Consider the following 13886-nt stretch of genomic DNA (forward strand, 5'->3'; position numbering starts at 1 on the left):
TATTAAAAAAAGCGAGTCAGCGCTCGCTTTTGTTTCAGACTGTTTCTAAAAATGCGGTCACCTGTTCAGGTGTTTTTCGTTCTTTCCCGACATAACGACCCGTTTCTTCATTTTCACGATACGCAACGAAGCTCGGAATTCCGAAGATGTCCATTTCCTGGGCAATTTCAATGTGCTGATCGCGGTCGACGTAATAAAAATTAAATTCACTGAACGTCTGTTCCATTTCCGGCATGAATGGATCTAAAAACCGGCAATCCGGGCACCAATCCGCTGAAAAGAGGAAAATCGATTTTTCTTTTTTCGCTTGATCAAATTGTTCTTTCGATTCTAATTTTTTCATCTGTTACACTCCTTCAGTACTTGCTTTTTCATTGGCTCCATCATAGCATATTCGAATGTTTCTGTGCGTTTTCGTGCTCTGTTTGCTATACTGCAACTAGAAAATGTCCTGAAAGGAAATTATTATGACTGATCAACCTGTTAAGCATCCTTTTGAACGATTTGTTGGTTTTGTCGGCATGACAAGCTGTCTCCGGTACGGCTATTCATTTATCGATTCCGAACGTAGCCTGCCTCAAATCCTGATCCTTCTTGTAGTCGGATTTGCCATCATCATGTTGCTCGAAGCAATCGGGAAACGGTTCGCCAGAAAATTGCCAATCGTTCGGATGCGGTATTTGATTCCGCTTTATCTTTTATACTTGTATGTCTTTTTTACCAGTTTTTACTCCAGTGCGTTCGGCTTTTCACTGTAAACATGAAGGAACTGACTCAAAAGTCAGTCTCTACAAAGTAAGGGTGGCAGAATGATAATCTGCCACCCTTACTTATCTACTCATCGAAAAAATTCGGTTCATCAATACTCGATTTTCAGATCCCCGTCTTTAATCCGTCCCATGCGACGGAGGACACGGTAAATCAAATAACTGATCAGTGCTGGTGCCAGGAAACACAACACGAAAACCGCTAAGTAGTACTCGCCTTCGAATCCCATCGTCTTTAACAACATCAGCGGACCGACCAATCCGCTCGTCCCCATCCCCGACCCTTCAGGATTACTTTCAAGTGTGAGTAAGACGGTTGCAAATGGAGCGAGCAATGCTCCCGCCAGTGTTGGCGGAACAATCGTCCATGGATTTCGAATGATATTGCCTACCTGCAACATCGACGTGCCGATTCCTTGGGCAATGAAGCCTCCAATCCCGTTATCACGATAACTGATGACACCGAAACCAATCATTTGTGCGGCACAGCCAATCGTTGCAGCGCCGGCTGCCAGTCCATCCAGACCTAACATGATGCCAAGAGCTGCACTCGAGATGGGAGCCGTCAAAGCGAGACCCATGACGGTCGCAACAAAAATTCCCATGACTAAAGGTTCTCTTTCTGTTCCCCACCGGATGATTTCCCCTAAATCGGTCATCAACGTTCCAATCCAAGCTCCGACATACTTTCCACTCACAAAACCGACGAGCAAGGTGATGAATGGCGTCAAAATGATATCAAGTCGCGTCGTCTTTGAAATCAGTTTTCCGATTTCGGTAGCAATGACGGCTGCCACGTAACTTCCGGCAGGACCTCCCGCTTCGTAACCAAAGGCACCGACCGCAACGGCTGAAAACAAGACAAGCGGCGGAGCTTCGAGCGCAAAGGCAACCGCTACTCCGATTGCCGGCCCTGTCAGTGCGATAGCCTGCTGCCCGACCGTGACGAGTATTTCCGCATCGATTCCTTTTGTGATTAATCCTTCACCAATCGTCTTTAAAATTAGTCCCATAATCAAAGAACTGAATAATCCTAATGCCATATAACTGAGTACCGTAATAAAATATACTTTCGGACTGAGTAAAATTCCTTTTCTTTTTAACAAGCTGCCACTTCCTTCTGTTTAAAATCAGATTCATTATAACAAACTCTAAAAAAAGGTCATACATTTGTTTTTCATGTGACAAGACAGTTAAAAACAGAAAAAAGAGGATCGCAACGATCCCCTCTTCTATTACGTTCATTTAATTTGTAATGTCGCAAGTGTGGTCGCATCCAGTTGCGTGACCAGTTTCTTCAGTAATTCTTTTGCCGCATCATAGTCATCCGTGTGCATGATCGAAGCATGTGTATGGATATAACGTGCCGGAAGACCGACGACCGTCGTTGGAATTCCGCTGTTCGAACGATGGATGACGCCTCCGTCCGTTCCACCTGCTCCGACGTAATATTGATATGGAATATTGTTCGATTCCGCTGTATCGAGCACATAATCCGTCATTTCTTTTGATAAAATCATGACGCTGTCTTTAATACGTAACAATGGTCCTTGACCAAGCTGACCGAATTCCGTTTTATCTCCTGAAGCATCGTTGGCCGGTGAGGCATCGACGACAAAAGCAACATCCGGATCAATCAGATTGGTTGCCGTTTGCGCACCGCGCAAGCCGACTTCTTCTTGAACCGTTGCACCTGAGAACAGGACGTTCGGATGATCCGCTGCTGTCGTTTCTTCCAACAACTCAATTGCCATCCCGACGCCGTAGCGGTTGTCCCATGCTTTAGCCATGATTTTTTTCGGGTTCGCCATCGGTGTGAACGGGAAGAACGGGACCGCCGGAATACCCGGACGAATACCAAAGGATTCCGCTTCTTCTTTTGAGTCTGCCCCGACATCGATGAACATATCTTTGATCGCCATCGGTTTATTCCGGACTTCATCCGTCAGCAAATGTGGTGGTGTTGACGCAATGACACCGGGAATGATCCCGTTATCACCGCAAATCGAAAAACGTTGTGCAAGCAGAACCTGACTCCACCAGCCACCGAGCGGTTGAATCCGGAGCATCCCGTTTTTCGTAATCTGTGTGACCATGAAAGCTACTTCATCCATATGACCAGCAACCATAACTTTCGGACCATCCGCCTGACCCGTGCGTTTTCCGAAAATTGAACCAAGACCGTCCATGACGATTTCATCCGTCACCGGTGTAATCCGTTCTTTCACAAAGCGTCTGACATCATGTTCAAATCCGGGTGCACCGTTCAATTCTGTCAATGTTCGAAACAAGTCTCTTGTTTTTTCATTCATATGTATCCCCTCCTGTTCATTCATTATACAAAATTTTGCTTCAATCACTTAACCTTTTGTTTCTCACTGGACGGATTATTTGGTACAGTAGGAATAGAACCTGTAAGGAGGGGAATTTTAATGAAAAAACGCTATTGGATTATCGGTCTCGCAGCAGCGGTCGTTGCCGCTTTCGCAGTCAAGAAGGCTGTCGACAACAAACAACTCTCTGCCGAGGAAGCGCTCGAAATCACGAAACGCACATTTTCAGCAAAAGGACGTGTCCAAGGTGCATGGATCTCTGCAACACCAGAGGCGTACGCATACGAGTCACGTGACTACCAAAGCTACAAAGGTGGCATCTCGGTCCTTGAAGGTGACGATGAAAAAACGTATCAATTCACAGTTGATGCGGAAACAGGTGCTTTACTCGAATACGCATAATAGACGGACCATACTTCGATCGACGAAGTATGGTCTTTTTTTCAGAAAGGAGACTCGACATGTCCTTACTCGCTACTCTCTTCGTTTTAATTGTCGCTGTGGAACACTTTTATATCCTGGCGCTTGAAATGTTTTTCCTGTCATCAAAATCTGCCCGGCGTACATTCGGACTGACCGAAGAAGCCGTCTCCAATCCGCAGATCCGGACACTGTTCGCCAACCAAGGTCTTTACAATGGTTTTCTTGCAGCCGGTCTGATTTTCGGACTGATCCTTGATTCCTCAGCGGTCCAATTGTATTTTCTCGGTTGTGTCATCGTCGCCGCTCTGTATGGTGCAGCTACTGCCAATACCTCGATTCTTTTCAAACAAGGGCTTCCGGCCATCATTGCTTTTTTACTCGTTTTATTCGTCTGAATTCATACAAAAAAATCCCTTGTCGAACCCGGTTTCGGGTCGGACAAGGGATTTTCATTTGATTTACAAAAGATTAACGCGGGTTATCATTACGTTCGTAGATCGGGTTCATGTATTCACTTGTTGAATACAGACGCGGTACAACAACGTATAGCATGATAGCTGGTACTGCAATGATTAATAACATCAGTAACATCGGCAACCAGTAAACCACCTTTTGGTGCAGGTTATCCGAGTTGCTGTCGATGTATTCTTTGACGCCTTTTACTTTAGCCGCATCTGCACTTGTAAGTAATTTACCGCTGTCTGCGTTGTAGAAATGAATTTCACGTTTCATCGTAATGAAGATTCCATCACGAACTGTCTCGATTACCGCGATTCCACCGATAATATTTTCACCTTTTTCACCAGTGAATGTTTTTGGATCTTCAATTTCTACAGAACCTTTTTTATAGTCGTAATGTGTACTCTTCAAATCCTCGTCAAGTGCTTTTTGCATAGATGACGTATCAATCGCAGCGAATACCGATTGTCCGATACTCAATGCGAGAAAGAGTGCCGTTACGAAGGCTAAGCTTTTTTGCCACATCCCCAATTTCCCCCTTTACCTGTAAATACAGTTCTTCAGTCAACAACATTGTACCAATTAATAAGAAAAAAGTGTGAAAGAAATGCTAGGAAAATAAGAAAACTTTTTGTCTAAATTATTTCGTATACGTTGCTTCCATCCGATAAATCGGTTGACCCATTGCTGAAAATCGTTCTTCGTATTCCGTTCTGACGTTATTTTCCGGCTCGTTGGCATGTAAATCAAGTGACATCCAATCAAATGTCATCCCGTAGGCAGACATCGTCATCAGACTTGATTCAAATAATTTCCGGTTATCCGTCTTGAAATGAATCTGCCCTTTTTCCGGTAAAATATCTTCATAGGTTGCCAAAAACGTTTTGTACGTCAAGCGGCGTTTCGCATGCCGTGATTTCGGCCACGGATCGGAGAAGTTTAAATAAACACGGGCCACCTCTCCTTTTTCAAAGAAGTCACGCAAGTCTTTGGCATCGACCGTCAAGACACGGACGTTAGCAAGCGGTTCTTCCACCATCTTTTGAACGATGGCGACTGCAACACTCTCAAACAGTTCGATTGCGACGAAGTTGACCTCCGGATACTGTTTTGCCATCCCTGTGATGAAGGCGCCTTTACCTGACCCGACTTCGATGTAAATCGGATTCTCATTCTTAAATTCATTCGACCAGTTTCCTTTTAAAGTCGACGGGTCTGCTATATAGATGGAGGATTGCTCTTTCATATAATCCAGTGCCCATGGTTTGTGACGTAAACGCATACTGCTCATCCTTTCGATTCTTAAATTATCCGCAGATAAGTTTATCATGATTCGGGTAAATATATAAGATGTTCTTCATTCTCCCAAAAGAATGTTCAGCAGATCGTCACTTGAGAATAAGTGAGCAATCTACTACACTTACAGTACGATGATTCCTAAAGGAGGTTTTAATGTTGGAAGACTTCTTGATTGCATGGGGTTCTCCGATCGTTCTCGTCATGGGTGTAACGGCTCTTTTCGTCTGGGCGACGTTCGGAAAAGTGAATGCGGAATAAACAGTTAGCGGCAGACATCTTGTGTTGATCACAAGGTGTCTTTTTTAGTTTCTGAAGGATTCACCTTGGTTTCTCATTGAAACAGATGTATACTTTTCATGAAACAGTTTTTATATTACAGCTATCGAACAACCGAAACTACTGGTAGAAAAGGAGAATTGTAATGAAAGAAAAACAAAACAGTGATTCAAAAGACTTAGTACAGAAGAAAACAGGAGCCGATTTGGTCGTCGATACCCTCATCGAACAGGGTGTAGACTATATCTTCGGGATTCCTGGAGCGAAAATTGACTCTGTCTTTAATGTTCTGCAGGACCGGGGACCCGAACTGATCGTCGCACGCCATGAACAGAACGCCGCGTTCATGGCACAAGCAATCGGCCGCTTGACGGACAAACCCGGTGTGGTACTGGTCACGTCAGGACCCGGTGCTTCCAATCTCGCGACCGGTCTTGTCACGGCCAACTCGGAAGGTGATCCTGTCGTCGCGATTGCCGGTGCCGTCACACGAGCCGATCGATTGAAACGGACCCACCAATCGATGGATAACCAGGCATTGTTCAAACCGATTACCAATTTCAGCGCTGAAGTTCAAGATGCCGACAATATCCCTGAAGTCTTATCCAATGCTTTCCGGACAGCGGAAACGACGTCCGGTGCTGCTTTCGTCAGCATTCCGCAGGATGTCGGATTAAATGAAGCGAACGTCACTTCGTTCAAAGCGGTCGAAGCACCTAAACTCGGAATCGCTCCGGAAGAATGGATTGATGAGACGGCTACCCTGATTGAACAAGCGAAGTTACCGGTTTTGTTACTCGGTATGCGCTCGAGTCAACCGCGTGTCGTTCAAGCCATCCGTGCTTTGCTCGAACGTGTGTCGATCCCGGTCGTTCAGACATTCCAGGCCGCCGGTACGTTGTCGCGCGAGCTTGAATCTAATTTCTACGGACGGGTCGGTCTTTTCCGTAACCAACCAGGAGACGCCTTGCTTGCTGAAGCCGATCTCGTCTTATCGATCGGATACGATCCAATCGGATATGATCCGAAATTCTGGAATCAACCGTCTCACGAGCGGACATTGATTCATCTTGATCAGATGCGGGCCGAAATCGATCACTTCTATCGTCCGGACCGGGAACTCGTCGGTGATGTTGCAGCAACCATCAATGCGTTATCAGAACGTTTGCATGCATTGACACTTCCAGCAAGCTCAACTGAATTTTTACACGGTCTTCAACAACGCTTGGAAGAACGGGACATCCCGCCAATCGTGAAGGACTCACCATTGACTCATCCGCTTTACTTCATGAAAACATTACGCGAACAAATCGCGGACGACGTCACGGTCACAGTAGACGTCGGATCGCATTACATCTGGATGGCACGTCACTTCCGGTCGTACGAGCCTCGTCATCTCCTGTTCAGCAACGGAATGCAGACACTTGGTGTCGCATTGCCTTGGGCAATCGCCGCGACGCTCGTCCGTCCAGGTAAAAAAGCGGTCTCGATTTCCGGCGACGGTGGATTCCTCTTTTCCGCCATGGAACTGGAAACGGCAGTCCGCCTGAATGCTCCGCTCGTCCATTTCGTATGGCGGGACAGCGGGTTTGATATGGTAGCATTCCAGCAGGAAATGAAATACAAACGGAAATCCGGTACCTCTTTCGGGGAAGTCGATTTAGTAAAATACGCTGAAAGCTTCGGCGCAAAAGGACTCCGTGTCAATCATCCGTCCGAACTCATCTCGGTCATGGAAGAAGCATGGCAAACAGAGGGACCTGTCATCGTGGATGTTCCGATCGACTACAGCGATAACATTACACTCGGTAAAGAGGTACACTTGGATCAATTAAACTGATAAGGAGATGAAAGCGATGCAGCATGACGATACATTACTTCAGATTTCGACAATGATGGCCTTACTCGACGGTGTATTCGAAAGTGAAACACGCTATGAATCGATTCTTCCCGGTTATGATTTCGGAATCGGTACATTCGATCATCTCGACGGGGAAATGATTGGTTTTGATGGTTCCTTTTATCAACTGCAGTCGGACGGCAGCGCCCGTCCGCTCGATCCCAAAACGACGACTCCGTTCTGTTCTCTTACGCGATTCGTTCCCGAACAGTCGTTGTCCGTGAAGCAAACGATGTCTAAAGCTGATTTTGAACACTGGCTAAGTGAACAGCTTGGTACAATCAACAGCTTTTACGCCATCCGGATTGAAGGACGATTTTCCGAGGTCAAGACACGAACCGTCGCCCGGCAGGAAAAACCATTCCGTCCAATCACTGAAGCCGTCGCGACACAAAGTGCCCGGACATTCGAACACATCGACGGTACGTTAGCCGGTTATTTTACACCCCGGTTTGGTCACGGGATCGCAGTCGCCGGCTACCATCTTCACTTCATCGATCAAGAACGAAGCGGTGGAGGACATGTCTTCGACTATACGGTACAAGACGTAACCGTTACATTCGAGGAAAAACCAAAATTGGACTTACGTTTGCCGACGACAGCAGCGTACCGGACAGCTGATCTTGAAAGTCATGATATCGAAAAAGAAATCCAAATTGCCGAAGGCTAAAAAAAACGTGCGGACACAGAATCACTTGTGTCCGCACGTTTTTCGTTAGTGTTTTAAAATTCTTGTCTTGAACAGATTGCCGCTTTAATCTTCCTGTTCCATTTCCAGCAATTGCGCTAAAAAAAGATAACTCTCTGTTGCATCAGGATGCATGGTATCTTCATACCAGTAAATCGAGAGTACGGCTTGCGCCACGACGTACCAGTACATGCGTTGTTTCAAATCTTTCGTCAACGGATGTCCGTAATGCGCAAACCATTCCGGCCAGCACTCTTCATCGACATAACTGTATAACATCATCCCCAGATCATACGCGCGATCTGCGATAATCGCATCATCCCAATCATTAAGATACAGATGTCCGTCTGTTCCGACCAACCAGTTATTATGATTTAAATCCGAATGGCAGACGACTTGCTCGTCTGTCCGGACGTAAGGTAACCGTCCGGACAAATAGTCGATGGCCTGTTCAATCAATTCCGGTTGTGCCAGTTCAGCAGGTTGAAAATATAAACGACACTGCCGCAAGAGTTCATCCGGTTCGATCGGACGCTGATCCAATTGTTGTAACATGAACAACAGTTCCTTCGAATCATGAATCTTTCCGAGCAACCTTGCGACTTCCGGCCGTTCCATCATTTCCGGTTCCAACTCTTGACCTTCGATGAATTGCTGGGCGCTGATGACATCTCCGCTGTAAATCCGCTTTGTCCAAAGCAGCTTCGGCACGATACCATCCGCTGATAAAATCGCCAAAAATGGCGAGGAGTTTCGTTTTAAAAAGAGTTTTGACTGCCCCGTCGAGGCAATGTATGCTTCTCCCGTAATTCCGCCTGCTGGCGTAAGGGTCCAGCCTTCGCCAAGCGCATCTAAAATATCTAATTCCATTATAATCCGCTCAACTTTTTAGTAGATTTGCCTTAAGGCACAATGATTATCTTAACATGTGGCGATCGTTGTTGACAACGGAAGGACCGTGATCTGCGAAACACCCTTCTCAATCGGTGTGATAGATGCTTCGTTTCCGTAAACATGCACATTCCATTTAGGATGATCGAGCGCGATGTCAATCTTCTCAGACGTCACATTATGCACGACAAGCGTCCGTTGCCAGGCATCGTAGGAATGAACAGCCCCCACTTCGTATGCGATGACTCCCGGTTGCATCGGCAAAAAATGCATCAGTTCCTGCACTTGGTTAGCTCGGTGCAACCGGAACCCTCCGTGCATCCGACGGATTTGCAAGATGTTTTTTAAATACTCGACCATCTGTGCCTGGCGGTCCCGTAACGTCCAGTCCATACGATTAATCGCATCAGGTGCATTATAGCTGTTCTCGACGCCTTGTTTCGTCCGGCCGAACTCTTGTCCGGCATGGAGAAACGGGATGCCGGCTGATAAAAATATAATCGTTTGGGCCAGTCGACTCATCTGTAACCGTGTCGTTTCATCAAGGTCTGGCCGGGCAAGTGTCAACTTGTCGTACAAGGTGTGATTATCATGTGCTTCGACATAATTGATCGAATAGGTCGGCTCAGGGAAACGCCCCGTCGTCTGACCAGCCAACGTGATACTGCCGGCCATTCCGTTGCGTACTTCCCCTTCCCACCAACCGTTGCCCGATACAAAACCACAGTCTGTTTCATTGAACGTCGAGCCTTTTAAAGCATCCCGGAAAACATCATTAAAATGACCGATTCGCGGCATTTGTGAAGCGACTGAACTGATTGCCTTTTGACGTTGCGGTAATGGTGTCGCCAAGTCCCATCCTTCGCCGTACACAAGAATGGTCGGATCAATATGATCTAATGCTGACCGGACATGATTCATCGTCTCAACATCATGAATGCCCATTAGATCGAAACGGAAGGCGTCTACATGAAAAATATCCGCAAAATAGGTCAGGCAGTCCACGATCATCCGTCGCATCATGAACCGTTCCGATGCGGTGTCATTCCCGACTCCGGTTCCATTGGCAAGTGTTCCGTCCATTTCATAGCGGAAATAGTAGCCCGGCACCAGGTATTCGAGCGCTGACCGTTCCCGGATGTAGACATGATTCATGACCACGTCAAACGTCACTCGAATTCCCGCTGCATGAAGCCGTTCAATCATCCCGACATACTCGAGAATCCGGACCTTTGGATCGGTCGGATCGCTGGCATAACAGCCTGTCAGTGAAAACCACTGAACAGGATCGTATCCCCAATTGTAAGGAAGGCGGCTCACTTCTTCCGTTGTCGGAAACAAATGAACCGGTAACAGTTGGAGATGGGTCACACCGAGGTCTAGTAAATAATCGATACCTGTCGAGCGTCCTTCCGGTGATACGGTCCCTGTTTCCGTCATACCGAGGTATTGTCCGGGATAATGAGAACCGGAAGACGGATCAATCGTGAAATCCCGAATATGTGCTTCATAAATGATGGCATCTGTCGGTTTGATTAACAACGGCCGTTTTTGCCGGTGAGGAAACTGTCGGTTGATTTCTTGCTCGACATCAAGCAGAACCGCGAATTGTCCATTTACGCTGACGGCCTTGGCATAAGGATCAACAACTTCCTGTGTTCCTTGATACGTCGTGACCCGGTAACGGTACAGGCTGTTCTCCCAGGAACGGGGAACCACTAACCGATACGCGCCGCGTTCCTGCCGTTCAAAGTCACGGCTGTCCCTTTCGACACCATCTTGATCGTAGCGGATACATTCCAACCGTTCAGCCAGCGGTGACCAGACATATAAGGAAATCATGTCGGTGTCATAGACGGCACCCAAAGGCCCTTCATAACTGTATTTACGATCAAATCCTGCTGTCTGTACAATCCGATTCGGCAACACGCGGACTCGTTCCTGGTCGGGTAAGATGATTTCATAACAGCGTTCTACTTCAACCGCCCGGTCGAGCAGCAGTGTCAGTTTGATTGTTCCGTCCGTCTCTTCTCGATTTTCGATGGAGTAGTCCATCGGCTCACCATCACAGACGAGCGAACACTCACCTTGTCCAAACGGTGTCTCGGTCTCCATTAAGATGGTTTGAAATGTCACGAACTCAACTGAACACAATCTGACTTGTTGCGTTTCCGATTCATTATTTATCATCTGTTTACGCGACAAGCAAACATCTTGCCGCTTCCCTCCCTATTTTTGAATCCGCCCGTTTTCCTGACTGTTCAGCGCCATTTGGAATGTCACCGAAACGGTCTCTTTTAAAATCTGTTCGCACACGCGCATCTGAAAAGCTTTTGTATGCACAGCCGACAGATTCATTTTCCGCAACCACTCTGTAAAATCAATCTTACTGACGTAAGTCGTCGTTGTCTCTTTCGGCATTTGATCGAAATAACCTTGTGACGCTATGACGACACGTTCGATTGGCAACATGAATTCGGAACCTAAAATCAATCGCAGGATATCCTCTGTCCGTTTTAAACTGATTAACGGATTAACGATGTTTTTCGGCGAGGCTTTAAATGGTTGTTCGCGCCACAGTTTACTGCGTTTGATGTGATAGATGCTCTCTTCGCCGTCTAACCAATCCAGTATATAGATGGCAGAAGGCCCTACGACAAACGGACTGAGTTCCACTTCCCCTTGCTGGTACTGAATGACGGCACGGTAAAACATACCGAATTGATCATTCAAGAGATGCAGCATCTGATAAAAATCCAGGTGCCGTCTTAAAGGAAGCCGCCAGATGTCATCCTCCGTCGCTCCGCCCGCGACATAAATCAATTTTTGAACTTCCACTCGCTTTTTGTACCATTTATCAAAAGCTGACTTCGAGATTTGTTTTCCCGGCACCTGAAACATTTCTGGTTTCTTAAAAGGCTGCCACCATTTTTTCGGCCGGATGATCGTCTCACCCGGGAACAATTCACCCGTCTCCCATTTTTTCAAGACGTTCGCATAATCAACAAGCTGCTGATCTTTGAAGCGTTTTGAAGTTTCCAGTGGATTTCTTTCGTAGCGGCTTTCTAAATCATAAAGTTTCATCAATAATGCCAATCATATCACCTCGTTCATTCTTCCCAAATTGAAATCGTGTGTCTGCCTGATACCGCGGTTGATTGTCCGGGAAAATCTGATACAGAACGATTTCTTTGACATGCAAGCTAGCGGCAGGTGTTTGTTCGGGTGGGTGGAGCGACACTTCTTGATTCCACTTCTTCGCAAGGGTAATGTGCGGAACAAACGGTTTAGCCGGATTCGGATCAATCTGCCGGGCAAGCTGAAACAGTTTTTCCTCATATGCCGGTCCGACAGCAAAGACACGGGGCCGTTCTGCTAATCCAAACCGTTCAAGGTGATCTAGTTTTAAAGTAAAGGCCGAAGTCATTTGCGCAATTTCCGTCAGCTGATGCCGCCAGCTCCTCAACTCGTCATCGGTTAGTGAGCCTAAAAAATGCAGTGTCAGATGATACTCGTTCGGTTCATATATCGTTTTGTAATAACGCTCAAGTTTCAGGGAAGACGCGAATCGTGCCAACGTCTCGTCAGCAACCGGAATGGCGATGAAAAAGTGTTTTTGCATACGGATCACTCCTTGATTTTTGAGCTGATCAGATACAAACAAGCACCTAACAGGCTACTACCTGTATATACCCAAAATACCGCGTAGATGGTCCATTGATCCAAAACAATCCCGCTCATTAAATTAAATAATGCCGTCGCAAGACCGGTCGTCGTCGCCATATATGTACTGACTGCCGTCGCCACCGTTGAAGGCGGGACAAGCGAGCGGACATAATCAAGAGCGACCGGGATCAACAGACCGATGATGAATCCTTGTAATGCCGCTAAGATCCAAAGTGTAAAAATCGGCGGTTCAAGCGCCAAGATTCCGGTCCGCAACGCGGATAAGACGGAAATAAACACCAGGACAGGAATTGGCCCAAACCGCATCATGACTCGTGTCGCAATGCGCATGAATGGAATTTCACATAACACTGCAACAAAAAACAGCGTTCCGACGAGTGCCGTCGATTCTCCACGGATCGTCACGTAACTGCCGAAGTAATAATTGTTGGCAAAAATCGGTCCAAACACTAAACTGCCGCCTGCTAAAAACAGTAAAAAACGTTTATTCGAAAACAAGGCCTTCAACGGAATGTGTTCACGTTCGACCGTCGAAACAGGGGTTTCTTCAATTCCAATCAACACCAGAAATCCGAGAACGAGTGCTGTTCCACTCGCATAAAAAATTGCACCAAGCGATCCCTGTTCCGTCACCTGTCCGAGAATAAAGACAGCGAGCGCAAAACCGGCGGAGCCAAACAAGCGTAACGCTCCGTAATCGACTGATTTTCTTTTGGAGAATTCGATCGCCAATGTATCGACGAGCGGAATATGTGCACACTGGAACAACGCCCAAAGTGAAGCGATCAATAAAAGAAATAAGTAAATAGAAGTCAGTAAATAACTGATGGTTAAGAGACCTGCCGCGAGTAAGGCTACCAACAGTAAACGTTTCGGTCTTCCGAACCGGTCGGCGGCCATTCCCCAAATCGGCTGTAAGACAATCGATAATACGGGACCTACTGCAACAATCGTTCCGATTTCCGATGCTGATAATTGAAACGCATCATTGGAAAAATACAGTGCCAAATAGGGAATAAGTGCACCTTGCCCAAAGAAGATGAAAAAATAAAGGGCTTGAAAATGATATTTTTGACGATGGATCACAACTGACTCTCCTTCAAGAATCAATCCCCCTATCACAATGGATTCGGGGGATTAATTTCCTTATAAATTGGTTTTTC

At 46.5% G+C, this 13886-nt stretch carries 16 protein-coding genes; 6 read left to right on the forward strand and 10 right to left on the reverse strand.

Going from position 1 to position 13886, the window contains the following annotated elements:
- Window positions 1-34: 34 nt before the first annotated feature.
- Window positions 35-343: a thioredoxin family protein gene (locus R7V76_RS01275; protein ID WP_012371122.1), complete on the reverse strand. Its 309-nt coding sequence runs from the start codon at window positions 341-343 to the stop codon at window positions 35-37.
- 124 nt (window positions 344-467) lie between these two features.
- Between R7V76_RS01275 and R7V76_RS01280 the strand changes: the two genes are divergently transcribed.
- The gene (locus R7V76_RS01280) at window positions 468-758 is read left to right on the forward strand and encodes a hypothetical protein (RefSeq protein ID WP_318091006.1); all 291 of its coding nucleotides are present in this window, start codon (window positions 468-470) and stop codon (window positions 756-758) included.
- A 101-nt stretch (window positions 759-859) separates the two neighbouring features.
- Here the strand turns inward: R7V76_RS01280 and R7V76_RS01285 are convergent, their stop codons facing one another.
- Both R7V76_RS01285 and R7V76_RS01290 read right to left on the reverse strand, forming a co-directional pair.
- A complete protein-coding gene (locus R7V76_RS01285) occupies window positions 860-1873 on the reverse strand; it encodes a PTS transporter subunit IIC (protein ID WP_318091007.1) in 1014 nt (337 codons plus the stop codon).
- A 135-nt stretch (window positions 1874-2008) separates the two neighbouring features.
- Entirely contained in the window at window positions 2009-3079 is a 1071-nt protein-coding gene (locus tag R7V76_RS01290; RefSeq protein WP_318091008.1) for a M42 family metallopeptidase, read from the reverse strand.
- 120 nt (window positions 3080-3199) lie between these two features.
- Here R7V76_RS01290 and R7V76_RS01295 point away from each other — a divergent pair, with 120 nt between their 5' ends.
- Window positions 3200-3502 carry a PepSY domain-containing protein gene (locus R7V76_RS01295; RefSeq protein WP_012371126.1) on the forward strand — a complete coding sequence of 101 codons (303 nt, stop codon included), beginning with the start codon at window positions 3200-3202 and terminating at the stop codon, window positions 3500-3502.
- A gap of 59 nt (window positions 3503-3561) precedes the next feature.
- A complete protein-coding gene (locus R7V76_RS01300) occupies window positions 3562-3918 on the forward strand; it encodes a DUF1304 domain-containing protein (protein WP_012371127.1) in 357 nt (118 codons plus the stop codon).
- Between the two features lie 73 nt (window positions 3919-3991).
- On the opposite strand, the gene R7V76_RS01305 is transcribed toward R7V76_RS01300, so the two are convergent.
- Both R7V76_RS01305 and trmB read right to left on the reverse strand, forming a co-directional pair.
- Complete coding sequence (locus R7V76_RS01305) at window positions 3992-4507, reverse strand: hypothetical protein (protein ID WP_318091009.1); 516 nt, start codon at window positions 4505-4507, stop codon at window positions 3992-3994.
- Window positions 4508-4622: 115 nt separating this feature from the next.
- Entirely contained in the window at window positions 4623-5264 is a 642-nt protein-coding gene (gene trmB, locus R7V76_RS01310) for a tRNA (guanosine(46)-N7)-methyltransferase TrmB (protein ID WP_012371129.1), read from the reverse strand.
- 173 nt (window positions 5265-5437) lie between these two features.
- Here trmB and R7V76_RS16725 point away from each other — a divergent pair, with 173 nt between their 5' ends.
- The 3 genes from R7V76_RS16725 (at window position 5438) to budA (ending at window position 8127) form a co-directional block, all read left to right on the forward strand.
- Window positions 5438-5539, forward strand: a complete 102-nt coding sequence (locus R7V76_RS16725) for a cytochrome bd oxidase small subunit CydS (RefSeq protein ID WP_413230418.1) — start codon at window positions 5438-5440, stop codon at window positions 5537-5539.
- 163 nt (window positions 5540-5702) lie between these two features.
- Complete coding sequence (gene alsS, locus R7V76_RS01315) at window positions 5703-7397, forward strand: acetolactate synthase AlsS (RefSeq protein ID WP_290827400.1); 1695 nt, start codon at window positions 5703-5705, stop codon at window positions 7395-7397.
- Between the two features lie 7 nt (window positions 7398-7404).
- Window positions 7405-8127: an acetolactate decarboxylase gene (budA, locus tag R7V76_RS01320; RefSeq protein ID WP_318091010.1), complete on the forward strand. Its 723-nt coding sequence runs from the start codon at window positions 7405-7407 to the stop codon at window positions 8125-8127.
- Between the two features lie 84 nt (window positions 8128-8211).
- On the opposite strand, the gene R7V76_RS01325 is transcribed toward budA, so the two are convergent.
- The 5 genes from R7V76_RS01325 to R7V76_RS01345 are packed head-to-tail and all read right to left on the reverse strand — an operon-like array spanning window position 8212 to window position 13809.
- Complete coding sequence (locus tag R7V76_RS01325) at window positions 8212-9015, reverse strand: phosphotransferase family protein (protein ID WP_318091011.1); 804 nt, start codon at window positions 9013-9015, stop codon at window positions 8212-8214.
- Window positions 9016-9066: 51 nt separating this feature from the next.
- The gene (pulA, locus tag R7V76_RS01330; RefSeq protein ID WP_318091012.1) at window positions 9067-11226 is read right to left on the reverse strand and encodes a type I pullulanase; all 2160 of its coding nucleotides are present in this window, start codon (window positions 11224-11226) and stop codon (window positions 9067-9069) included.
- 39 nt (window positions 11227-11265) lie between these two features.
- Entirely contained in the window at window positions 11266-12132 is an 867-nt protein-coding gene (locus R7V76_RS01335; RefSeq protein WP_012371134.1) for a hypothetical protein, read from the reverse strand.
- A complete protein-coding gene (gene thpR, locus R7V76_RS01340; RefSeq protein ID WP_318091013.1) occupies window positions 12107-12658 on the reverse strand; it encodes an RNA 2',3'-cyclic phosphodiesterase in 552 nt (183 codons plus the stop codon). Before thpR ends, R7V76_RS01335 begins: the two co-directional genes overlap by 26 nt.
- Window positions 12659-12663: 5 nt before the next feature.
- Window positions 12664-13809 carry an MFS transporter gene (locus tag R7V76_RS01345; RefSeq protein WP_318091014.1) on the reverse strand — a complete coding sequence of 382 codons (1146 nt, stop codon included), beginning with the start codon at window positions 13807-13809 and terminating at the stop codon, window positions 12664-12666.
- Between the last annotated feature and the right edge of the window lie 77 nt (window positions 13810-13886).

This window comes from Exiguobacterium artemiae, assembly GCF_033342815.1.
Classification (GTDB): domain Bacteria; phylum Bacillota; class Bacilli; order Exiguobacteriales; family Exiguobacteriaceae; genus Exiguobacterium_A; species Exiguobacterium_A artemiae_A.

What these genes read in the sequence shown, in the direction of transcription:
- R7V76_RS01290 (WP_318091008.1), bottom strand. Translation starts at nt 3,079, where the DNA reads ATGAATGAAAAAACAAGAGACTTGTTTCGAACATTGACAGAATTGAAC.
- trmB (WP_012371129.1), bottom strand. Translation starts at nt 5,264, where the DNA reads ATGCGTTTACGTCACAAACCATGGGCACTGGATTATATGAAAGAGCAA.
- R7V76_RS01325 (WP_318091011.1), bottom strand. Translation starts at nt 9,015, where the DNA reads ATGGAATTAGATATTTTAGATGCGCTTGGCGAAGGCTGGACCCTTACG.
- pulA (WP_318091012.1), bottom strand. Translation starts at nt 11,226, where the DNA reads ATGATAAATAATGAATCGGAAACGCAACAAGTCAGATTGTGTTCAGTT.
- R7V76_RS01300 (WP_012371127.1), top strand. Translation starts at nt 3,562, where the DNA reads ATGTCCTTACTCGCTACTCTCTTCGTTTTAATTGTCGCTGTGGAACAC.
- thpR (WP_318091013.1), bottom strand. Translation starts at nt 12,658, where the DNA reads ATGCAAAAACACTTTTTCATCGCCATTCCGGTTGCTGACGAGACGTTG.
- R7V76_RS01295 (WP_012371126.1), top strand. Translation starts at nt 3,200, where the DNA reads ATGAAAAAACGCTATTGGATTATCGGTCTCGCAGCAGCGGTCGTTGCC.
- R7V76_RS01280 (WP_318091006.1), top strand. Translation starts at nt 468, where the DNA reads ATGACTGATCAACCTGTTAAGCATCCTTTTGAACGATTTGTTGGTTTT.
- budA (WP_318091010.1), top strand. Translation starts at nt 7,405, where the DNA reads ATGAAAGCGATGCAGCATGACGATACATTACTTCAGATTTCGACAATG.
- alsS (WP_290827400.1), top strand. Translation starts at nt 5,703, where the DNA reads ATGAAAGAAAAACAAAACAGTGATTCAAAAGACTTAGTACAGAAGAAA.
- R7V76_RS01305 (WP_318091009.1), bottom strand. Translation starts at nt 4,507, where the DNA reads ATGTGGCAAAAAAGCTTAGCCTTCGTAACGGCACTCTTTCTCGCATTG.
- R7V76_RS01275 (WP_012371122.1), bottom strand. Translation starts at nt 343, where the DNA reads ATGAAAAAATTAGAATCGAAAGAACAATTTGATCAAGCGAAAAAAGAA.